Source organism: Chromobacterium subtsugae, assembly GCF_001676875.1.
GTDB classification, from domain to species: Bacteria; Pseudomonadota; Gammaproteobacteria; order Burkholderiales; family Chromobacteriaceae; genus Chromobacterium; species Chromobacterium subtsugae.
The window spans coordinates 77076-97664 of record NZ_JYKA01000003.1; the positions used below are offsets into that span (position 1 = coordinate 77076).

17 protein-coding genes and 2 tRNA genes are annotated in these 20589 nt (G+C 66.4%); 15 read left to right on the forward strand and 4 right to left on the reverse strand.

Features of this window, described 5'->3' with window-relative positions; translation table 11 throughout:
* Nucleotides 1-161: 161 nt before the first annotated feature.
* From hrcA to MY55_RS04440, 7 genes are all read left to right on the forward strand, one after another.
* Nucleotides 162-1181, forward strand: a complete 1020-nt coding sequence (gene hrcA / locus MY55_RS04410; RefSeq protein WP_236686499.1) for a heat-inducible transcriptional repressor HrcA — start codon at nucleotides 162-164, stop codon at nucleotides 1179-1181.
* Between the two features lie 33 nt (nucleotides 1182-1214).
* The gene (gene mltB, locus MY55_RS04415; RefSeq protein ID WP_172670379.1) at nucleotides 1215-2258 is read left to right on the forward strand and encodes a lytic murein transglycosylase B; all 1044 of its coding nucleotides are present in this window, start codon (nucleotides 1215-1217) and stop codon (nucleotides 2256-2258) included.
* 84 nt (nucleotides 2259-2342) lie between these two features.
* Complete coding sequence (dnaX, locus tag MY55_RS04420) at nucleotides 2343-4271, forward strand: DNA polymerase III subunit gamma/tau (protein WP_043574007.1); 1929 nt, start codon at nucleotides 2343-2345, stop codon at nucleotides 4269-4271.
* 6 nt (nucleotides 4272-4277) lie between these two features.
* Nucleotides 4278-4604, forward strand: coding sequence for a YbaB/EbfC family nucleoid-associated protein (locus tag MY55_RS04425; protein ID WP_043574004.1), 327 nt, complete (start codon nucleotides 4278-4280; stop codon nucleotides 4602-4604).
* 41 nt (nucleotides 4605-4645) lie between these two features.
* Nucleotides 4646-5089, forward strand: coding sequence for a hypothetical protein (locus MY55_RS04430; protein ID WP_081284623.1), 444 nt, complete (start codon nucleotides 4646-4648; stop codon nucleotides 5087-5089).
* A gap of 56 nt (nucleotides 5090-5145) precedes the next feature.
* The gene (gene recR / locus MY55_RS04435) at nucleotides 5146-5742 is read left to right on the forward strand and encodes a recombination mediator RecR (protein WP_043574002.1); all 597 of its coding nucleotides are present in this window, start codon (nucleotides 5146-5148) and stop codon (nucleotides 5740-5742) included.
* Between the two features lie 268 nt (nucleotides 5743-6010).
* The gene (locus MY55_RS04440) at nucleotides 6011-6811 is read left to right on the forward strand and encodes a class I SAM-dependent methyltransferase (protein ID WP_047238451.1); all 801 of its coding nucleotides are present in this window, start codon (nucleotides 6011-6013) and stop codon (nucleotides 6809-6811) included.
* Nucleotides 6812-6862: 51 nt separating this feature from the next.
* On the opposite strand, the gene lolA is transcribed toward MY55_RS04440, so the two are convergent.
* From lolA to MY55_RS04455, 3 genes are all read right to left on the reverse strand, one after another.
* Nucleotides 6863-7480 carry an outer membrane lipoprotein periplasmic chaperone LolA gene (gene lolA / locus MY55_RS04445; protein ID WP_047238447.1) on the reverse strand — a complete coding sequence of 206 codons (618 nt, stop codon included), beginning with the start codon at nucleotides 7478-7480 and terminating at the stop codon, nucleotides 6863-6865.
* A 93-nt stretch (nucleotides 7481-7573) separates the two neighbouring features.
* Nucleotides 7574-8689, reverse strand: a complete 1116-nt coding sequence (locus tag MY55_RS04450; RefSeq protein ID WP_047238448.1) for a hypothetical protein — start codon at nucleotides 8687-8689, stop codon at nucleotides 7574-7576.
* A gap of 135 nt (nucleotides 8690-8824) precedes the next feature.
* A complete protein-coding gene (locus MY55_RS04455) occupies nucleotides 8825-10417 on the reverse strand; it encodes an NAD+ synthase (RefSeq protein ID WP_065202025.1) in 1593 nt (530 codons plus the stop codon).
* Between the two features lie 73 nt (nucleotides 10418-10490).
* On the opposite strand from MY55_RS04455, the gene MY55_RS04460 reads away from it, so the two are divergent.
* The 4 genes from MY55_RS04460 to MY55_RS04475 all read left to right on the forward strand — a co-directional run bounded on the left by MY55_RS04460 (nucleotide 10491) and on the right by MY55_RS04475 (nucleotide 12895).
* The gene (locus tag MY55_RS04460; RefSeq protein WP_244270649.1) at nucleotides 10491-11618 is read left to right on the forward strand and encodes a GNAT family N-acetyltransferase; all 1128 of its coding nucleotides are present in this window, start codon (nucleotides 10491-10493) and stop codon (nucleotides 11616-11618) included.
* Between the two features lie 60 nt (nucleotides 11619-11678).
* Nucleotides 11679-11769, forward strand: a tRNA-Ser gene (locus MY55_RS04465).
* Nucleotides 11770-11820: 51 nt separating this feature from the next.
* Nucleotides 11821-11911 (forward strand) — tRNA-Ser (locus tag MY55_RS04470).
* 120 nt (nucleotides 11912-12031) lie between these two features.
* Nucleotides 12032-12895 (forward strand): hypothetical protein, encoded by an 864-nt coding sequence (locus MY55_RS04475; protein WP_152680272.1) that lies wholly within the window; start codon nucleotides 12032-12034, stop codon nucleotides 12893-12895.
* A 62-nt stretch (nucleotides 12896-12957) separates the two neighbouring features.
* Here MY55_RS04475 and MY55_RS04480 read toward each other — a convergent pair whose 3' ends face one another.
* Nucleotides 12958-14220, reverse strand: a complete 1263-nt coding sequence (locus MY55_RS04480; protein ID WP_208856019.1) for a DEAD/DEAH box helicase — start codon at nucleotides 14218-14220, stop codon at nucleotides 12958-12960.
* A gap of 158 nt (nucleotides 14221-14378) precedes the next feature.
* Between MY55_RS04480 and hflX the strand changes: the two genes are divergently transcribed.
* The 4 genes from hflX to MY55_RS04500 all read left to right on the forward strand — a co-directional run bounded on the left by hflX (nucleotide 14379) and on the right by MY55_RS04500 (nucleotide 20547).
* Nucleotides 14379-15767: a GTPase HflX gene (hflX, locus tag MY55_RS04485; protein ID WP_065202026.1), complete on the forward strand. Its 1389-nt coding sequence runs from the start codon at nucleotides 14379-14381 to the stop codon at nucleotides 15765-15767.
* Between the two features lie 132 nt (nucleotides 15768-15899).
* Nucleotides 15900-16352: a MarR family winged helix-turn-helix transcriptional regulator gene (locus tag MY55_RS04490; RefSeq protein ID WP_043573988.1), complete on the forward strand. Its 453-nt coding sequence runs from the start codon at nucleotides 15900-15902 to the stop codon at nucleotides 16350-16352.
* On the forward strand, nucleotides 16349-17875 hold the full coding sequence (locus MY55_RS04495; RefSeq protein WP_043573984.1) for a DHA2 family efflux MFS transporter permease subunit: 1527 nt from the start codon (nucleotides 16349-16351) through the stop codon (nucleotides 17873-17875). Before MY55_RS04490 ends, MY55_RS04495 begins: the two co-directional genes overlap by 4 nt.
* 191 nt (nucleotides 17876-18066) lie before the next feature.
* On the forward strand, nucleotides 18067-20547 hold the full coding sequence (locus MY55_RS04500) for a two-component system response regulator (protein ID WP_047237952.1): 2481 nt from the start codon (nucleotides 18067-18069) through the stop codon (nucleotides 20545-20547).
* Nucleotides 20548-20589 lie beyond the last annotated feature (42 nt).

Genomic DNA, 20589 nt, shown 5'->3' on the forward strand with positions numbered 1-20589 from the left:
GCTGTCTCCAAATGGGGTAGGTCGGACCAATAATGGGGCGATTATCGCAGAAAACCAGAGCCCTAACAGCAGCTTGCCGGGGAACAAAAGCGCCTAACCGGCGCAAAGTCTTGCTGCTGGCCCTTTTGGCGCGGTTCAGGATGTGTACAATGGGGAACATGATGAACGAACGCGCCCAACGCCTGCTCAAGGTCCTGATCGAACGCTACATCGCCGACGGCCAGCCTGTCGCGTCCAAGGCCTTGTCGCTGCTGCCGGGGATGGAGCTGTCTTCGGCGTCCATCCGCAACGTGCTGGCCGAACTGGAGGGCATGGGGCTGATCGCCTCGCCGCACACCTCGGCCGGACGGGTGCCCACCGCGCGCGGCTACCGCCTGTTCGTCGACCGCTTGCTGACGATACGGCCGCTGGACGAGCTGGCGCGCCACGAGCTGGAGGCCAGCCTGCAGCCGGACAGCCCGCAGCGCATCGTCCAGGCGGCGTCGTCGCTGCTGTCGGAATTGACCAGCTTCGCCGGCGTGGTGATGACGCCGCAGCGCAGCGACGTCGCCTTCCGCCAGATCGAATTCCTGCGCCTGTCCGAGCGCCGCATCCTGATGATACTGGTGACGCTGGACGGCGACGTGCAGAACCACCTGCTGCTGACCGAGCGCGACTACACGCCGTCGGAACTGGTGGAGGCGGGCAATTTCATCAACCAGCATTACAGCGGCCAGGCGCTGGACGCGGTCACCTCCCGGGTGGAGGGGGAATTGCGCCAGCTGCAGGGCGACATCGCCGAGCTGATGTCGGCCGCGGTGCGGCTGGGACAGAAAACGCTGGCCAGCAGCGGCGAGGACGTGGTGGTCAGCGGCGGCTCGCGCCTGCTGCAGGTGAACGACCTGTCCGACGACCTGTCGCGGCTGCGCGAGTTGTTCGGCGTGTTCGAACGTAAGACCGAACTGCTGAAGCTGTTGTCGCAAAGCCGCGAGGCGCAGGGCGTGAACATTTTCATCGGCGAGGAGTCTGGCCTGGTGACGCTGGACGAATGCTCGGTGGTCACCGCCCCTTACCGCGTCAACGGCCAGGTGGTCGGCACGCTGGGGGTGGTCGGGCCCACCCGCATGGCTTACGAAAGGGTGATCCCCATCGTCGACATCACCGCGCGGTTGGTGGGCAGCGCCTTGTCCTTCCGCGAATGAACCGCGCCTACGCTCATAAAAGAAAGCAAAATCATGAAATCGATGTTGAAACTGGCTATTGCCGCCGCCCTGGCCGGCGCGGCCTTCTCCGCGCCGCAGGCCCAAGCCGACGCCGCCTTTCTGGGGCGCCCGGACGTGCAGCGCTATATCGACGAACAGGTGGCCAGCGGCCAATTCAACCGCCCCGAGCTGGAGGCGGTGTTCGCCAATGTCGAATTGAAGCCCAATATCATCCGCATTCTGGACAAACCGTCCACTTCGCGTCCCTGGTACCAGTTCCGCGCCTCCACCGTCAGCGACAAAGTCATCGCCGACGGCGCGGCGTTCTGGCAGGACAATGCCGACGCGCTGGCGCGCGCCGAGCGCCAGTACGGCGTGCCGCCTGAGGTGATCGTGGCCATCCTCGGCGTGGAAACCCACTACGGCCGCAACACCGGCAGCTTCCGGCTGGTGGATTCGCTGTCCACCATCGGTTTCGATTATCCGCGCCGCGCCGCCTACTTCCGCGGCGAGCTGACCCAGTTCCTGCTGCTGGCCAAGGAAGAGGGCAAAGACCCGCTGACGCTGAGGGGATCGTACGCCGGCGCGATGGGGCTGCCGCAGTTCATGCCGTCCAGCTACCGCAAGTGGGCGGTGGATTTCGACGGCAGCGGCCATCGCGACATCTGGAACAACCCGCACGACGCCATCGGCAGCGTGGCCCATTACTTCAGCCGCTTCGGCTGGAAGCGCGGCGACGACGTGGTGGCGCCGGCCAGCGTGGTGCCGGGGCCGCAGGTGGACAAATTGCTGGCCGACAAATTCAATCTGCACTACACGGTGGGCGATTTGCGCAAGATGGGCGTCGCGCCGCAGACGCCGCTGGCGGACAACGTGCCGGCGGTGCTGTTCGCGTTGGAAAGCTCGCCCGGCGTCACCGAATACTGGCTGGGACTGAACAACTTCTACGCGATCACCCGCTACAACCGCAGCACGCTGTACGCCAAGGCGGTGCAGGAAATCGCCGACCAGGTGCGCCAACGCTATTACGCCGCGCTGGCGCGGAAACTGCCGGAGCCGGCATCCGCCGCCCAGTAAGGCCGCAAGCGCCGGCGCGCCAGGCCTGGCCGCGCCGGTAAAATCAGTCGCCTTGCGCGGCAATTGCCATTAAAATCCGCCCCCATGAGCTATCAAGTCCTTGCCAGAAAATGGCGCCCCAAGCGTTTCGCCGACCTGGTCGGCCAGGAACACGTGGTGCGCGCCCTCAGCAACGCCCTCAAGGAAGCGCGGCTGCATCACGCCTACCTGCTGACCGGCACCCGGGGCGTAGGCAAGACCACCATCGCCCGCATTCTGGCGAAAAGCCTGAACTGCGAAACCGGCAGCACCGCCGACCCTTGCGGCGAATGCTCGGCCTGCCGCCAGATCGACAGCGGCCGCTTCGTCGACCTGCTGGAGATCGACGCCGCGTCCAACACCGGCATCGACAACATCCGCGAAGTGCTGGAAAACGCCCAGTACGCGCCGACCATGGGCCGTTACAAGGTCTACATCATCGACGAAGTGCACATGCTGTCGAAAAGCGCCTTCAACGCGATGCTGAAGACGCTGGAAGAGCCGCCGGCCCACGTCAAGTTCATCCTGGCCACCACCGACCCGCAGAAGGTGCCGGTGACGGTGCTGTCGCGCTGCCTGCAGTTTTCGCTGCGCAATATGACGCCGCAGCAGGTGTCCACGCATCTGGCGCACATGCTGGACGTGGAAGGCATCGCCTATGAGACGGCGGCGCTGGCGCTGCTGGGCCGCGCCGCGGCCGGCTCGATGCGCGACGCGCAGTCGCTGCTGGACCAGGCCATCGCCTACGGCCTGGGCGAAGTCAAGGAAGACGGCGTGCGCGCCATGCTGGGCGCGGTGGACCGCCGCTATCTGTACACCCTGTTGCAGGCGCTGTCCGCCGGCGACGGCGCGGCGCTGATGGCGGAGGCGGACAATCTGGCCGAGCGCGGCGTCAGCTTCGACGCGGCGCTAGCCGAACTGGCGGTGCTGTTGCAGCAGTTGGCGCTGGCGCAGACGGTGCCGGCGGCGCTGGCCGACGACGAGCCGGAGCGCGAGGCCTTGTTCGCGCTGGCCGACGCCATCGCGCCGCAGGACGTGCAGCTGTATTATCAGATCGCCATCCATGGCCGCAAGGATCTGGCGCTGGCGCCGGACGAGCATGCCGGCTTCAATATGACGCTGCTGCGCATGCTGGCTTTCCATCCGGTCAACGCGCCGGCCGAAGCCGCGGCGCCGGCTCGTGCGGCTGTCGCGCCCCAGGCCAGGCCCGCGGCCGCATCCGCCGCAGTAGCCTCCGTCTCGGTGCCGGCGGAGCGGGGCATGTCGCCGGCGGCGCGCGCCCTGCAGGCGGCTGGCTTGGCGGCGCCAACGCCGGCCAAGTCCGCGCCGCGCGCGGCCAGCGAAGAAAGCGTCCCGGCCGCCGAGCCGGAACCCGAGCCCGCGCCCCGGCCGCAGCCTGCGCCGGCCGCCGCGCCCGCGCCTGAAGCGCTTGTCGCCGCGCCGGCTCCGGCGCCGCAACCGCAGCTGGTCGCAACGGCAAGCGAGGCGGACGATGATGGCCGCGACGAGGACGAAATCGACGACACGCCGTGGCAGGCCGATGACGGCGACGCGATGCCCGACTACGCGCAGGCGCCGCCGCCGGACGACGAGCCGGTCGACTACCAGTTCGACGGCGACTGGCAGGCGCTGGTGGTGGATCTGGGCGGCAAGCTGGGCGCGGCGCGAATGCTGGCGCACAATGCGGTATTGAAAGGCTGGAACCAGCAGCGGCTGGAGCTGGCGGTGCCGGAAAGCTTCCGCCACATGAGCGGACGCGATTACCAGGACAAGCTGAAGGCCGCGTTGAGCGAGCGCTTCGGCCGGGCGGTGGAGCTGACGGTGACGGTGGAGGAACTGGGGATGGAAACCCCGGCCATGGTCGACGCCCGCCAGCGCCAGGAGCAATTGGCCATTGCCCGAGAATGCATGAAAAACGATCCGGTGGTGCAGCAACTGGTGCGCGAAATGGGCGCCGCGCTGCTCATCGAGACCATCCAACCCGTACAGGAGTGAACAGCAATGTTCGGTAAAGCTGGAATCGCGGGCCTGATGAAGCAGGCCCAGCAAATGCAGGAAAACATGAAGAAGGCCCAGGACGAGCTGGCCACGGTGGAAGTCGAGGGCCAGTCCGGCGCCGGCATGGTGAAGGTCGTCATGACCTGCGCCCATGGCGTCAAGCGCGTCGCCATCGACGACAGCGTGCTGGATGACAAGGAAATGCTGGAAGACCTGATCGCCGCCGCGTTCAACGACGCCGCGCGCAAGGTGGAAAGCACCACCCAGGAGCGGATGTCCGGCTTCACCAACGGCCTGAACCTGCCGGCCGGCATGAAGCTGCCGTTCTGATCCCCCAGGCCCGGCGACGGGCCTTTTTTGCCGGAGCCGGGATGTTCGGCCATTTCACCATGCGCAGCCGGCTGCCGCGCCCGCCGGAAACGGTATGGCGCGATGTCGTCAGCCGCGGTGGCATCGCCGACGAATTCTTCCCCTGGCTTGGCATGCGGCTCCCGGCGGGCGAGCTGCCCGCGCGGCTGGAAGCGCCGCTCCGCGTCGGCTCTTGCTGGCTGCTGCTGTTCGGCTGCCTGCCGGTGGAGTGCGACGATCTGACGCTGATGCGGCTGGAGCCGGGCGCTTTCGACGAGCGCTCCCGCATGCTGGGGCAGCGCGTCTGGTGGCACCGCCGCCGGGTGGCCGCCACGGCAGATGGCTGCGAGCTGGTGGACCGGGTGGCGTTCCTGCCGCGCTGGCCCGCCACGCTGCCGCTGTGCCGGCTTCTGTTTCGGCTGGTGTTCGCTTGGCGCCATCGCCGGCTGCGCCGGCGCTATCGCTGATTAAATGATTTCCGTGTGCGGCCCCGGCCGCTTTCCCCCAGGTTGATGCCGTGTCGATGAAGAATCCCCCCGCGCTGGAGCATTTGATTGCCGCGCTGAAAGTCCTGCCCGGCGTCGGTCCCAAAACCGCCCAGCGGATGGCTTTCCACCTGCTGCAACGCGACAAGAAGGGCGCCGACAAGCTGGCGCGCGCGCTGGACCGGGCGCTGACCCAGCTGACCCACTGCCAGCGCTGCAATACCTTCAGCGAGGCCGAGCTGTGTTCCATCTGCGCCGACGAAGGCCGCCGCCAGGACCAGCTGTGCATCGTGGAAATGCCGGCCGACCTGATGATGCTGGAGCAGGCCAAGTGTTTCGAGGGCCTGTATTTCGTGCTGATGGGGCGGATATCGCCGCTGGACAATATCGGGCCGAAAGACCTGAATCTGGACAAGCTGCTGACCCGGGCGCTGGACGGCCAGGTCAGCGAGATCGTGATCGCCACCAACTTCACCGCCGAGGGCGAGGTGACGTCCCACATGCTCAGCGAGCTGTTCAAGGAGCGCGGCCTGGCCGTCACCCGCATCGCGCGCGGCATGCCGGTGGGCGGCGAGCTGGAGTATGTCGATCTGGGCACGCTGGCGCAGGCGGTGTACGAGCGCCGCGGCGTGTAAACGGGCATTCTCTTGTCATGGCCGTTTCGCTAGAATCGGCCCTTCCCGCCCCGACTTTCATCCTCAGGAGTCCTGTCGAAATGAACAAGTGATGCCCGGATGCTTCCGCATCCCCGATTCGTTCCGCCGTCCGGCGCGTGCGAGCGTGCGCATTGCTTGTTTTCGACAATCCGTTCCGAATCCTTCCCGTCTCTTGAGTCTGATGGGAGGCCGCTTTCGCGCAGCGCGCGCGTCGGCATTGCTTTCCCTTCCCTCAATGGAGGACAAGATGCCTGATGCCGTTCAACAACACGATGTTTTTCATTACAACCAGGCCGCCTGGGACCGCCAGGCGCGCGCCGATTGCGAGTGGTCGCGGCCGGTGGATGCCGCCGCCATCGCCGAAGCCCGGCGGGGCCGTGTGCTGGCGCGGCTGACGCCCAGCCCCTTGCCCGCCGGCTGGCTGGACGACGCGCGCGGCCTGGACGTCTTGTGCCTGGCCGGAGGCGGCGGCCAGCAGGCGCCGCTGCTCGCCGCCGCCGGCGCGCGGGTGACGGTATTGGACGCGTCCGTTGAGCAGCTGGCGCGCGACCGCGAGGTGGCCGAGCGCGAGAGCCTGGCGTTCCGGCTGGAGCAGGGCGATATGCGCGATCTGTCGCGCTTCGCCGACGCGAGCTTCGACTGCGTGTTCCATCCGATCTCCAATCTGTATGTGCCGGATGTAGCGCCGGTGTGGCGGGAGTGCCATCGAGTGCTGAGACCGGGCGGACGCTTGCTGGCGAGCTTCTACAACCCGGCGGTGTTCGTCGCCGACCGCGATCCTGCGCTGATGGAGCAGGGCCTGATCCGGCCGCGATTCGCCATTCCATACGCCGATCCCGAGCATTTGTCCGAGGCCGAGCTGGAGGCGAAGCGAACGAGGGGCGAGGCGCTGGTGTTCGGCCACAGCCTGGACGAGCTGATCGGCGGGCAGACGGCGGCGGGCTTTCTGATCGCCGGTTTTCACGAGGACTGGCAGCCGCGGCCGCGCTTCCTGATCGACCGCTATCTGCCGACCTTCATCGCCACCTGGGCGCTCAAGCCGGCGTGAGGCGCGAAAAAAAGCCCGCCGGCACGGCGGGCTTTTTTTGCGCGGCGGGGGTCAGTCGCCGCTGACCACATCCACGCCCTTGGGCGGGACGAAGGCGAAGCGGTTGGCCGGAAGCACCACGTTTTGCTGCGGCTTGACGAAGCTGACGCGGGTGTCGTTGCCGAAGCTGTCGGTCAGCTGCATTTCCACCAGCATATTGCCCTTGAAGCCCATGCGCACGCTGCTGAAGGTGTTGTCCTGCTTCTTGGGGCTGGCGGTCAGCCACTCCACATCGCCCTGCTTGCCGGCCTCGTTCAGCCGGTAGTCGCGCTCGATGGCGTTGCTGCCGGCCAAGAGCGCCGCCGGGCTGGAGCCCAGCGCCGCGCCCTGGGCCTTGCGCGTCACCTGGGCCAGGTCCTGGTCGTAGATCCACAGCGTCTTGCCGTCGCCGACGATCAGCTGCGAGTAGGGCTTGCTGTATTCCCAGCGGAATTTGCCGGGACGGGCGATTTCCAGCCGGCCGCTGGCTTCCTCGCGCTTGCCCTTGTTGGTCACCAGCTGGGTGAAGTCGGCGCTGAGGGTCTTGCTGCCGGCGACAAAAGCCTTCAGCTGGGCGATGGCGGAGGCGTGCGCCGGCACGGCCAGGCAGGCCAGGGCGGCGGCGGTCAGGGCGAGCTTGAGCGGTTTCATCGGGTAAGGTCCTTGCGGGCGGCCGCGGCCGCCGGGAAAACAGGTATGACAGTCTGGCTTCCCAGCCGTTCCGGACGGCCGGGCGTTTGACGATTACTGCGCGCGCGGTTTGGCCTTTCTCTTCTTGGCCTTGGCGGCGGGCGCGGCCGGCTGCGGGTAGGCCGGGGCGGGCAGGGCGGCATCGGCGGCGGGCGCTTCGTCGGCGCCGGCCTTGCTCTTCAGCCAGTCCGGCAGCTCCAGCTTGTCGTAGTCGATGATGTCGCTTTCGGCCGGCTGGTAGACGAACTGCGGCTTGCCATGATGGCTGTAGCGCAGGTTGAAGTAGGCATCGGCGCTGAATTCGGCGCTGGTCATGTGGATGGTCTGGCGGATGGCTTCAAGCTCGCCGCCGCGGCTGACATAGATGTCGCTGACGGTCTGGCCGTTCATTTCGCCGGCGGGGCTGAGCTTGACCAGGTCGCGCACCAGCGTGAGCATGGATTCGGCGTTGAACTTGTCATCCGGTTGGGCAGCCTGCTGATGGGCGGCCTTGGCCAGGCCGTCCAGGATCTGCAGCGTCATTTTCTGCTCCTGTTCCTTGCTGAGGGTCAGGCGCAGCTTGTACTTGGCGCCGACCTCGTCGGCATAGGCGTCCAGCGGCTCGAAGCTGAAGGCTTTCTTGTCCACTTGGGCGTAGGCCTGGTCGAGAATCTGCGGCATCGCCTGGTACATTTCCTTCAGCGGGATCTTGGCGGCGATGTCTGCCGGCAGTTTGGCGCGGATGAATTTGCCGGGGTTTTTGCGCAGCGAGGGCAGGGCCAGGTCGATGGCGGACGGGTCCACCAGCAGCGACATGTCCTGGGCGTGGAACTGCAGCGGCACCTTGACGCTGGCCAGCAGGTTGCGGCGCTCGAAGCGCAGTTCCGGTGTCAGCTCCAGTCGGCCGGTCGGCGCGTCGATGGCGCCGCTGATGTTCATCTTGATGGAGCGGCCGACCTGATCGACGGTGTCGGCGATGTCGGGCTGGCTCAGTTTGCCTTCGCTGTCGATAAAACGCAGCTGGGTGAAGCCGAGCTGTCCGTCGAAATTGTAGCTGGCGTTTTGCCAGTTCTGAGCGATTACCTTGCGGGTTGCCTCGTCGGCCGGCTTGCCGGCCAGCGGCGTGGCGCAGCCGGTCAGCAGGGCGAGGGAGGAAAGCGCCGCGGCGGCGGCCAGTTTGATGCGAGTCATTGTTTTCAGGGTCCTGTGAAAGTCCGGTGATCCGAGGGCAGCTTGCCATTGTACCTGAAGCGGGAAGGGTTATGCCCTTGACCTGTTTTCGGCTTGGCGCGCAGGCGGGCGGCATGGCGCCGCCCGGGTGCGGATTCAGCTGAAGCGGTTGGTGATCGGGTAGCGCCAGTCCTTGCCGAAGCCGCGCTGGGTGACGCGCGGGCCCACCGGCGCCTGGCGGCGCTTGTATTCGTTGATCTTCAACAGCCGCACCACGCGGTTGACGTCCGCTTCGGCGAAGCCGGCGGCGATGATGTCGGCGGCCGACTGGTTGCCTTCTACATAGCGCGCCATGATGGCGTCGAGAATCTCGTACGGCGGCAGGCTGTCCTGGTCCTTCTGGTCCGGGCGCAGCTCGGCCGACGGCGGGCGGGTGATGATGCGTTCCGGGATCACGTCGGACACGTTGTTGCGCCAGCGGCAGAGCTCGAACACCAGGGTCTTGGCCACGTCCTTCAGCACCGCGAAGCCGCCGGCCATGTCGCCGTACAGCGTGCAGTAGCCGGTGGTCATTTCTGACTTGTTGCCGGTGGTCAGCACCAGCTTGCCGCTCTTGTTGGACAGCGCCATCAGCAGGGTGCCGCGGATGCGCGCCTGCAGGTTCTCCTCGGTGGTGTCCATCGCCAGGCCATCGAACGACGGCGCCAGCGCGGCCATGAAGCTTTCGTACATCGGCCAGATCTCGATTTCGTCGTACTTGACGCCCAGGCGGGCGATCATGTCGCGGCTGTCGGCCACGGAAATGTCGGCGGTGTAGCGCGACGGCATCATCACCGCGTGCACCTTGTCCGCGCCCAGCGCATCCACCGCCACCGCCAGCGTCAGCGCCGAGTCGATGCCGCCGGACAGGCCGAGCAGCGCGCCGGGGAAGCCGTTTTTGACTATGTAGTCGCGCACGCCGACCACCAGCGTGCGGTACACGCTTTCCAGCGCGTCCGGCAGCGCGGCTTGCTTGCCGGGCTGGAAGTCGCCGTCGGCATAGTCGACCAGCAGCAGCTCCTCGTCGTAGGCTGCGGCCTGGGCGACGACTTCGCCATCCTTGTTGACGGCGAAGGAGGCGCCGTCGAACACCAGTTCGTCCTGGCCGCCCACCATCTGCACGTAGGCCAGCGGCAGGCCGGTTTCCTCGACGCGGAAGCGCGCCATTTGCTGGCGGGTTTCGATCTTGTCGCGGTGGAAGGGCGAGGCGTTGAGCGCCACGATCAACTCGGCGCCGGCGTCGGCGGTTTCCGCGGCGGGCTCCAGATGCCAGATGTCCTCGCAGATCAGCACGCCCACCTTGACGCCGTTCTGCTCGAACACCAGCGGCGCGGCGCCCGGGGTGAAGTAGCGGCACTCGTCGAACACTTCGTTATTGGGCAGCTGCATCTTGTGGTACTGGCCCAGGCGATTGCCGTCGCGCAGCACGGTGGCGGCGTTGAAGCGCTCATTGCCTATCCGCGCCGGATGGCCGACGATCACGGTGATGCCGTCCAGTTGCTCGATGGCGTCCAGGCCCTTGGCCACCTCGCGGTAGAAGCTTTCGCGCAGCAGCAGGTCTTCCGGGCTGTAGCCGGTCAGCGCCAGTTCCGGCGTGACCAGCACGTCGGCGCCTTGGGCGATGGCGGCGTGGGCCAGGGACAGGATTTTTTCGGCATTGCCGGCGATGTCGCCGACGACGGGGTTGAACTGGGCGAGTGCGATACGCATCTTGAGAAGACACCGATGATTCTTGATCGTCCGATTTTACCTGAAGATGGCGTCGGTTCAGAAAGGAAAAGCATTGCAGCTGCAACTGTATGACGGCGTGGCCGCCATAAAGCGGCCGGCGTGGCCGCAGGGAGAGGGCGCGGGCGTGTTCGTCGGCCAAGCATGGCTGACGGCGCTGGAGGAGACCGGCTGTGTCGGCGGCGCCACCGGCTGGCAACCGATGCCGCTGGCGCTGGAGCGCGACGGCCAAGCGGTGGCGCTGGCGCCGGCTTATTTGAAACGGCACAACCGCGGCGAATACGTGTTCGATTGGTCGTGGGCCGAGGCTTACGCCCGTTCCGGGCTGGATTATTACCCGAAGCTGGTGGTGGCCTCGCCATTCACGCCGGTGACTGGCGGCCGGCTGCTGGGCGGCGCGGACGAGCAGGCGCATCTGATCGCCGGCCTGCGGCAACTGGTGGACGACAACGGCCTGTCGTCGGCCCACGTGCTGTTTCCGACTGCGGACGAGGCCAGCCGGCTGCGGCAGGCCGGTTGGCTGCTGCGCGACGGCGTGCAGTTCCATTGGCGCAATCGCGGCTACGCCGATTTCGACGATTTCCTCGCCACGCTCAGCCGCGACAAGCGCAAGAAAATCCGCCAGGAGCGGCGCAAGGTGGCGGAGGCCGGCGTCGAAGTGAGGGCCTTGGCCGGCGCGGAGATCTCCGACGCCGATTGGCGGCTGTTCTACCGCTGCTACCGGCAGACCTATCTGGAGCATGGCTCGGCGCCCTATCTGAACCTGGATTTCTTCCGTCTGATAGGCGAGCGGCTGGCCGGCCATTGCGTGATGTTCGTCGCCAGCCGCGGCGGCCGGCCGATAGCCGCCAGCCTGTGCATGCGCCAGAACGATGTGCTGTACGGCCGCTACTGGGGTGCGCTGGACGACGTGCCCTGCCTGCATTTCGAACTGTGCTACTACCAGGGCTTGGAATATGCGATCGCCCAGGGGGTGGAGGCCTTCGAAGGCGGCGCCCAGGGCGAGCATAAGCTGGCGCGCGGTTTCGAGCCGGTGGCCACCTGTTCCGCCCACTATATCGCCGATGGCCGTTTCCGCGCCGCGATCGCCGCCTGGCTGGAGCGCGAAAGGCAAGGCATGGGCGATTATGTGGACGAGCTTTTTTCACATTCCGCTTATAAAACGCTTGCGCCAGACGAATAGGACTTATATACTGCGCAGCCTCTGTCGGCGAAACGCCAAAGCGCAACGGCGACAGGGTCTGGAGAGGTGGATGAGTGGTTTAAGTCGCACGCCTGGAAAGCGTGTTTAGGGTAATACCCTAACGGGGGTTCGAATCCCCCCCTCTCCGCCAGATTTCATGAAAATCCGCCGCGCGGGTTTTTATTTGAGTAGTACACCTCACGGAGAGGTGGATGAGTGGTTTAAGTCGCACGCCTGGAAAGCGTGTTTAGGGTAATACCCTAACGGGGGTTCGAATCCCCCCCTCTCCGCCAGTATTATAAAAAGCCCCGGCATGCCGGGGCTTTTTGCATGTCCGGCGTTTGGTTTTGCGCCGCCGGTATTTTCAGAGCCCGTCAGAGGCCTTTATTTTCCCGTGATGAATGGAACGAATGATGAAACGATTGCATTGTGTTTTGGGCATCGCCATGGCGGCGTTGCTGAGCGCCTGCGGCAGTTTGCAGAGTATCCCGGCGGCGAAAGTGCCGGCCGCTGTCGCGGCGAATGGGGTGGCGCTGAGCCAAGCCCGTCCGACCAAGGATGAAGTCGATTCCCGCTCCTATGAAATTCCCGAACATTCCGCTTTTGTGCGGCAAACTTCGGGAGGCAGCGTGGCGGTGGGGGTATTGCTGGGACCGCTGGGGGTGTTGGCCAATTCGATGAATATCGACCGCCTGACCCAGGATATGGGCGAATCCGGCAAGTCTTCCGCTTTGTACCAGCTGGATGCGCGGGCGGAAGCCATCGCTGCGATCGGCGACGAGCTGGGCAAGCTCAACGCCGGCAGCATTAGGGACAAGGCGGCGTTGAAGCCTTACCTGATGTACTTCGTCGCCGACGAGAAGGTTGGCATTCAGGTTCAACTGCATTTGCGCGCCGAGTCCACCGTGGAGGAAGACGGCAAGAGCAAGCCCTGGGTCGGCGAATACGTGGTCTTGCTGCGCGATGCCCTGCCGTTTTCCGCGTTGACGAGCCAGGATCCGGCCGCTTTGCAGGCGCTGCGCGGCGATATCAAGGCGGGATATCGCGAATTGCTGGACGAAATGGCCAAGGATTTCAGCGCCGGGGCGCTGCCGCGCCGCGATATCGCCTGGGTTATCGCGCCGGTTCTCGGTCTGGGCATGCCTGGCGATATCGAATACAACGCCCAGGGCCACATGGTGCTGCGCTCGCAATGGGGCAAGTACAATCTGGTGATTTTCCAGGACAAGAAAAGCTATGCCTTCAGCAATGGCCCGGTGCCGCGCGAGCAAGGCTGATTCTCCCGGCGCCAGCCGCCGGATGCCCTTGAGCCGAAGCCCCTCGCGGGGCTTCTTTCATTTCATCGGTCGGCTGCGGTTTGCTGCGCGGCGGCTTCGCGCAATTTGTCCTTCTTGCTTTTGCGCTTGCCCTTGATGCCGCCGTTGCCGTCCGGGTCCGTCAGAGAGGCGGCTGGCGCGGCGGCCTCGCTCGGTTCGAAGCCGTCTATCCGTTCGCGCGGCAGCCGCAGTTGCTGGCGTTTTTCGATCAGCTTGAAGTGGGCGGCGCAATCGGCGCTGACGAAGCTGATGGCCTCGCCGCTGGCGCCGGCGCGGCCGGTGCGGCCGATGCGGTGGATGTAGTCGGCCGGCGAGCGCGGCAGGTCGTAGTTCACCACCAGCGGCAGCCGGGCGATGTCGATGCCGCGCGCCGCCACGTCCGTGGCCACCAGCACCCGCAAGCGCCCGGATTTCAGGTCGGCCAGCGCCTGGCCCCGCTGGCTCTGGCTGCAGTCGCCGTGCAGCGCGGCGGCGGCCACGCCGTTGCGCGCCAGCTTGCCGGCCACCCGGTCGGCGGCCTGGCGGCTGGCGACGAATACCAAGACCCGATCCCAGTCATGCGTCGCCAGCAGATGGCGCAGCAGCAGGGTGCGCTTGTCGGCGTCCACTTCGATGGCGCGCTGGCGGATGTCCGGCGCGGTGGCGGCGTTTTGTTCGATGTCTATCCGCAAGGGCTGGTTCAGCAGCGTTTGCGCCAGCGAGCATACCGCCGGCGGGAAGGTGGCGGACAGCATCAGGTTTTGCCGGCCCGCCGGCAGCAGGGCCAGCACGCGGTTCAATTCTTCGGCGAAGCCTTGGTCCAGCAGGCGGTCGGCCTCGTCCAGCACCAGGGTTTTGACCGACGACAGCCGCAGCGCGTTATGTTGATGCAAATCCAGCAGGCGGCCCGGAGTGGCCACCACGATGTCGGCGCCGCCGCGCAGCGCCATCATCTGCGGATTGATCGACACGCCGCCGTACACCACCGCCACTTTCAGCTTGCGGGGCAGGGCCTGGGCCAGGTCGCGCAGGATTTCGCCGACCTGGGCCGCCAGTTCGCGGGTGGGCAGCAGGATCAGCGAGCGCGGCTGGCGCAGCACGGCGCGCGGGCTGGCCAGCCATTGCTGCAACAACGGCAGGCAGAAGGCCGCGGTTTTGCCGGAGCCGGTTTGCGCGGTGGCCAGCACATCGCCGCCTTGCAAGATGGCCGGAATGGCGGCGTTCTGGATGGCGGTGGGCTGGATATAGCCTTGCTCGAGAGCGGACTGGACCAGGTCGGGCTGCAGGCCCAGGGAAGCGAATGACATGAATGATTACGGCTGTGGAAGATAAAGGGCGGAGCCCGAAGCGGCACGAGTATCGGCCGCGCCGGCCGTCCGGTCAAGGAAGATGCGCGACTGGCCAGCGGAGCGCGCCGTTTGCGGGTACTATCTGGGCTCTTCATCCAAAATAAAGCCATCCGTAGATGCAAACAGAAGTCAAAGAGAAGCCCCGCTACGCCATTGTGGCCTCGGTGCAGCTGCCGGAAGTCAGCGATGTCGAGTTCGAGGCCTCGCTCACCGAATTGAGCGAATTGGCCAAGACCCTGGGTTTCCAGGTGGTGCAGACCTTTGTGCAAAAGCGCAACAGCTTCGACCGCACCGCCTATATGGGCGTGGGCAAGCTGGAAGAAATCAGCATGTTCGTCAAACGCGGCATCCGCGCCGACGAGCTGGAAGACGAGCCGCAGCAGATGGACGCCAGCGCCGTCGAGATAGACGCGTTGCTGGTGGACCATGAAATCTCGCCGTCGCAGATGCGCAACCTGGAGCTGGCCGTCGGCTGCGAGGTGATGGACCGCACCATGGTCATTCTGGAGATTTTCCACCGCAACGCCCGCTCGCGCGCGGCGCGGGCGCAGGTGGAAATCGCCCGTCTCGGCTATATGGCGCCGCGCCTGCGCGAGGCGGCCAAGCTGGCCGGCCCGCAAGGCCGGCAGCGCAGCGGCATGGGCGGCCGCGGTTCCGGCGAATCGCACACCGAGCTGGACCGCCGCAAGGTGCGCGACCGCATCGCCGAGCTGCAGCGCGAAATCACCGCGATGGAGCTGGAGCGCAAGACCCAGCGCGCGCGCCGGCTGGAGCGTCAGGGCCAGGGGCTGGGCGGGGTGTCGCTGGTCGGCTACACCAACGCCGGCAAGTCCACGCTGATGCGGGCGCTGACCGGCAGCGAGGTGCTGGTGGCCAACAAGCTGTTCGCCACCCTGGACACCACGGTGCGGGTGCTGTACCCGGAAAGCGTGCCGCGCGTCTTGGTCAGCGACACTGTCGGCTTCATCAAAAACCTGCCCCACGGCCTGGTGGCCTCGTTCAAGTCCACGCTGGAGGAGGCGCTGGACGCCTCGCTGCTGCTGCATGCGATCGACGCCAGCGACCCCGGCTTCGAGCGCCAGCTGGAAGTGACCGACGTGGTGCTGAAGGAGATCGGCGCCGACGAGGTGCCGCGCATCCGCGTGTTCAACAAGATAGACCACGTCGGCGACGCCGCGGCGCAGGCCGCCTGGACCGCCGAACTGCGGCAGCGCTACCCGGGCTGCGTGGTGATGAGCGCGCTGCGCCCGGACGACGTGGCCGGCCTGCATGCGGCCATCGTCTCCTTCTTCCAGCAAGACCTGGTGGAGGAAGAACTGCTGTTGCCGTGGTCGGCGCAGCAGCTGCGCGGCGAGATCTACAGCCACTGCCAGGTGCTGGAAGAGCATGCCGAGGACGAGGGCAGCCGCTTCCGCGTGCGCGGCGAGCCGGAAAAGCTGCGCCGCCTGCGCGAGCAGCTGAATCCGGGCTCGCAGGGCCGGGAAAAGGAATATTGGGAACTGTGAGCGCCGCCGCGAGAAGGCGCAAGGCCCGGACGTCCGCGTCCGGGCCTTTTTCATGGCCGCGGCCGGCGCTGCTGGACTCCCGCCGCGGCTATGGTATTGTGCAAATAATAAACCACTATACGATATGACATCATGAAGATACGCATCGCGGAACGCTTCGGCTTTCTGGTCAGCGACACCGGGCGGTTGTACGGCCGGGTTTTCGACCAAAGGGCGCGGCAGCAGCTCGGCTTGTCGCTGGCGCAGTGCCGCTTGCTGGGCGCGCTGGCGGCGCACGAGGGCGAAAAGCCCTTGTCGCAGGCCGAACTGGCAGACAAGCTGGACCTGACGCCGATGGGCGTGGCGACGCTGTGCGACCGGATGCAGGCGGCCGGCTGGCTGCGGCGGGTGCCCAGCGCGACCGACCGCCGGGTCAATGAAATCGAACTGCTGGAGCCGGCCTTCGCGGCGTTGAAATCGGCGATGGCGCTGGGCGACGAGCTGCAGCAACAGGCGCAGCAAGGCCTGAGTCCGGAGGAGGACGCGCAGCTGCGCGCGCTGCTGGGCAAGGTGCACGGCAATCTGGCGAGCCTGCTGTCCCGATGAACGCCGCCGTCGGCGCGCCGCACCGCGGCATGATCACCGTGGCCATCATGCTGGCCACCATCATGCAGGCGCTGGACACCACCATCGCCAATGTGGCGCTGCCGCACATGCAGGGCAGCCTGCAAAGCTCGCAGGACCAGATCAGCTGGGTGCTGACTTCCTACATCGTCGCCGCCGCCATCGCCACCTTGCTGACCGGCTGGCTGTGCGCGCGCTTCGGCCGGCGCCGGGTGCTGCTGGCGTCGGTGGCCGGCTTCACCGTCGCCTCGGCCTTGTGCGGCCTGGCCGATTCGCTGTGGCAGATCGTCGCCGCGCGCTTGCTGCAGGGGGTGTTCGGCGCGGCGCTGGTGCCCTTGTCGCAGGCGGTGCTGCTCGACATCAACAGCAAGGAAAAAGTGGGGCAGGCGATGGCGATCTGGGGCGCCGGCATCATGGTGGGCCCCATCCTCGGGCCGCTCTTGGGCGGCTGGCTGACCGACAACGCCAGCTGGCGCTGGGTGTTCTACATCAACCTTCCGGTGGGCGTGCTGGCCTTTTACGGCATCGCCCGCTATCTGCCGGAGAGCCGCGCCGGCAACGACAAGCTGGACCGTTTCGGCTTGGCCACGCTGTGCGTGGCCATCGGCGCGCTGCAGCTGTTTCTGGACCGCGGCGAGCAGCTGGACTGGTTCAGCTCCGCCGAAATCTGTCTGGAGGCCATCGTCTGCGCGGCGGCCTTCGTCTATTTCATCATCCACACCTGGTCCGCGCCGGAAGGGCAGTCCTTCCTTAGCCGCGGCCTGCTGCGCGACCGCAATTTCGTCACCGGCAGCCTGTTCATTTTCGTGGTGGGGATGATCCTTTACGCCACCATGGCGCTGCTGCCCAGCCTGCTGCAAAGCCTGCTGGACTACCCGGTGGTGTTCACCGGCGAGGTGATGGCGCCGCGCGGGGTGGGCACCATGCTGGCGATGATGCTGGTGGGGCGGCTGGTGCACAAGGCCGACCCGCGGCTGATCATGGCCGGCGGCTTTCTGCTGACGGCGCTGTCGCTGTACCAGATGGCCGGCATCGCGCCGAACATGGGCAGCGGCATCATCGTGTTGTCAGGCTTCATCCAGGGCGCCGGGCTGGGCTTCACCTTCGTGCCCTTGAGCATGGTGACCTTCGCCACGCTGGAGCCGCAGCTGCGCAACGAGGGCACGCCGATCTACAGCCTGCTGCGCAATGTGGGCAGCAGCGTCGGCATCTCGCTGGTGCAGACCATGCTGACCGAGGACGCCGCGCGAGCGCATGCGGTGCTGGGCGAGCATGTGGCGCTGGGCAGCCCGCTGCTGCGGGAGTTGCCGGCGGCGCTCAGCCCGTTCACCGACGCCGGCCGCGCCTTGCTCAACCTGGAGGTGACCAGGCAGGCGGAGATGGTGGCCTATATCGACGACTTCACCGTGATGATGTGGCTGTCGCTGGCGGTGCTGCCGCTGTTGCTGCTCATCCGGCGTCCGGCGCCAAGCGCGCCGGCGGCGGGAGCGGACAGCGCGCACTGAAGTTGTTGCGCTGCAACATAAACATGCGCGCAGCGCTACGTGCTTACCATTATTTCGCTGGAATCTTGATCCCATCCGTATCCTGCCGGCTTGTGGCCGGGGCGGCCGAAGGCTATGCCTAACTCATGAGCCGGGCGCAGCCGCGCCCAGGCCGTCGCCGCATCGGCGCAGCCGCGCCATAAGGAAGCCGGATGTTCAACGATCTAAGGCATGAGAGGGCGCGGATACTGATCGTCGACGATATGGCGAGCAATATCCATGTCATCCGCGAGGCGGTGCGGGATCTGGGCGAGGTGCGCTTCGCCACCAGCGGCCGCGAGGCCTTGGAAATGGCGCAGCGGGCGGTTCCGGACGTGATCCTGCTCGATATCGAAATGCCCGGCATGGATGGCTACGCGGTATGCCGGGAGATCAAGGCCACGCCGCGGCTGAGCGACATCCCGGTGATTTTCGTCACCTCGCATGACGAAGACGGCCACGAGCTGCAGGCGCTGAACATCGGCGGCGTCGATTTCCTGCACAAGCCGCTGAACGTGCCGGTGGCGCGCGCGCGGGTGCAGACCCAGCTGGCGCTGCGTTTGCGAACCCGCCAACTGGCGGCCGCGCAGCGGGATCTGGCCGAGGTGCTGCGGCGGTTGCCGGCCTTCGTCGCCTACTGGAACGCCGATCTGTGCAACGAGTTCGCCAACGACGAGAGCGGCGCCTGGTTCGGCATCGCCGCCGCCGACATGCGCGGTCTGCCGGCACGGGCGGTGCTGGGGGAGGCCAACTTCCTGGCGATGGAGCTGCGGCTGCGGGCGGCGCTGAACGGCGACGCGGCGACTTTCGACCTCAGCCTGGCCAAGCCGGACGGCGGCACGCTGCATGGCCAGGTGGCGCTGGCGCACCGGCCGCAGGAGGGCGGCAGGCCCGGCTGCCTGATGCTGATCGCCGACGTCACCGAGCGCAAGCGCGCGGAGCTGGCGCTGCGGGATGAAAAGGAGCGCATCCGCATCACGCTCAATTCGATAGGCGACGCGGTGATCGCCACCGACGCCGCCGGCCGGGTCACGTTTTTGAACCCGATCGCGGAGGAGATGACCGGCTGGCTGGCGAAAGAGGCGCTGGGCCAGCCGATCGAAAGCGTGATGCCGCTGCAGGCCAGCGATGCCGGCCGCGGCGTCGACAACCCGGTGCGGCTGGTGCTGGCCGAACGCCGCGCCGTCGGCATGACGCTGGACCGGGCGCTGCTGCGCCGCGATGGCCGGCTGTTGGAGGTGGAGGATTCCGCCGCGCCCATCCTCGACCATGCCGGCGAGCTGACCGGCGCCATCATCGTGTTCCACAATGTCGGCGAAGCGCGCGCGCTGGCGGTCAAGATGATGCATCTGGCGCAGCATGACGCGCTGACCAATCTGCCCAACCGCATGCTGCTGCAGGACCGCACCCAGCAGGCGCTGCGCCAGGCAGAAAGCAGCGGCGAGCGGCTGGGGCTGTTCATTCTCGATCTCGACCATTTCAAGGTGATCAACGACTCGGTCGGGCATTCGGTCGGCGACCGCTTGCTGCAGCTGGTCGCCAAGCGCCTGCAGGCGATAGTGCGGCCCGGCGACACCATCAGCCGGCAGGGCGGCGACGAGTTCATCATCCTGATGCCGGATCCGGTCAGCATCGAACAACTGGGCGCCGTCGCCGCCCGCTTGCAGAAGGCGGTGTCCGAACCTTGCCTGCTGGACGAGGAACGATTTGACCTGTCGGTCAGCATAGGCGTCAGTCTGTACCCGGACGATAGCCGCGACCAGGAAGAACTGTACCGCCACGCCGACGCCGCGATGTACCAGGCCAAGGAGGACGGGCGCAACCGCTACCGTTTTTTCTCGGCCGAGATCGAGGAGGCGCTGCTGTCGCGGCAGGCGCTGGAGCGCCATATCCGCATGGGCGCGGAGTCGGGAGGGTTTCGCGCTTACTACCAGGCCAAAGTGGATGTGACGGAGGGGCGGATCGTCGGGGTGGAGGCGTTGATGCGCTGGCGCGATGAGAGCGGCGAAATCATTTCTCCCGGACATTTCATCCCGCTGGCCGAGGAAACCGGGCTGATTTTGCCGCTGGGCCGCTTCATCCTGCGCCAGGCCTGCCTGGACGGCAAGCGTTGGCACGACGCCGGCTTGCCCTTGCGCATCGCCGTCAATGTCTCGGCCGCGCAGATCGCCGACGGCTGCTTCAGCGATACGGTGCGCGCGGTGCTGGCCGAAACCGGCATCGCTCCCCAACTGCTGGAGCTGGAAATCACCGAAGGGGTGCTGGCGGCCAATATCGCCCAAACCATGAGCGTGCTGGCCGAGCTGAAGCGCTTGGGCGTCGCCATCGCCGTCGACGATTTCGGCACCGGTTATTCCAATCTGGCCTATCTCAGGCAGTTTCCCATCGACGTGCTGAAGATAGACCAGAGCTTCGTCCGCGACATGATAGGGGACAAGAGCAATCTCGCCATCATCTCCGCCATCGTCAGCATGGCCCAGGGCCTGGATCTGCAACTGGTGGCCGAAGGCGTGGAGTCGGCCGAGCAGGAGAGGGCGCTGCTCGCGCTGGGCTGCCGCGTGATGCAGGGCTTTCTGTACGGCAGGCCGGTGCCGGTGGAAGAGATGGATCGCCAGTTGGGCAATGGCGCCCGCCTGGCCGGCAGCCAGGCCTGAGGCGCGGACGGCGGCGGTTTGCACACGGGAGGATAGGGTGGA

Bases quoted from the DNA above. Each gene is read 5' to 3' on its own strand.
- hrcA (WP_236686499.1), top strand. From the start codon at position 162: ATGAACGAACGCGCCCAACGCCTGCTCAAGGTCCTGATCGAACGCTAC.
- mltB (WP_172670379.1), top strand. From the start codon at position 1,215: ATGAAATCGATGTTGAAACTGGCTATTGCCGCCGCCCTGGCCGGCGCG.
- dnaX (WP_043574007.1), top strand. From the start codon at position 2,343: ATGAGCTATCAAGTCCTTGCCAGAAAATGGCGCCCCAAGCGTTTCGCC.
- MY55_RS04425 (WP_043574004.1), top strand. From the start codon at position 4,278: ATGTTCGGTAAAGCTGGAATCGCGGGCCTGATGAAGCAGGCCCAGCAA.
- MY55_RS04430 (WP_081284623.1), top strand. From the start codon at position 4,646: ATGTTCGGCCATTTCACCATGCGCAGCCGGCTGCCGCGCCCGCCGGAA.
- recR (WP_043574002.1), top strand. From the start codon at position 5,146: ATGAAGAATCCCCCCGCGCTGGAGCATTTGATTGCCGCGCTGAAAGTC.
- MY55_RS04440 (WP_047238451.1), top strand. From the start codon at position 6,011: ATGCCTGATGCCGTTCAACAACACGATGTTTTTCATTACAACCAGGCC.
- lolA (WP_047238447.1), bottom strand. From the start codon at position 7,480: ATGAAACCGCTCAAGCTCGCCCTGACCGCCGCCGCCCTGGCCTGCCTG.
- MY55_RS04450 (WP_047238448.1), bottom strand. From the start codon at position 8,689: ATGACTCGCATCAAACTGGCCGCCGCCGCGGCGCTTTCCTCCCTCGCC.
- MY55_RS04455 (WP_065202025.1), bottom strand. From the start codon at position 10,417: ATGCGTATCGCACTCGCCCAGTTCAACCCCGTCGTCGGCGACATCGCC.
- MY55_RS04475 (WP_152680272.1), top strand. From the start codon at position 12,032: ATGAAACGATTGCATTGTGTTTTGGGCATCGCCATGGCGGCGTTGCTG.
- MY55_RS04480 (WP_208856019.1), bottom strand. From the start codon at position 14,220: ATGTCATTCGCTTCCCTGGGCCTGCAGCCCGACCTGGTCCAGTCCGCT.
- hflX (WP_065202026.1), top strand. From the start codon at position 14,379: ATGCAAACAGAAGTCAAAGAGAAGCCCCGCTACGCCATTGTGGCCTCG.
- MY55_RS04490 (WP_043573988.1), top strand. From the start codon at position 15,900: ATGAAGATACGCATCGCGGAACGCTTCGGCTTTCTGGTCAGCGACACC.
- MY55_RS04495 (WP_043573984.1), top strand. From the start codon at position 16,349: ATGAACGCCGCCGTCGGCGCGCCGCACCGCGGCATGATCACCGTGGCC.
- MY55_RS04500 (WP_047237952.1), top strand. From the start codon at position 18,067: ATGTTCAACGATCTAAGGCATGAGAGGGCGCGGATACTGATCGTCGAC.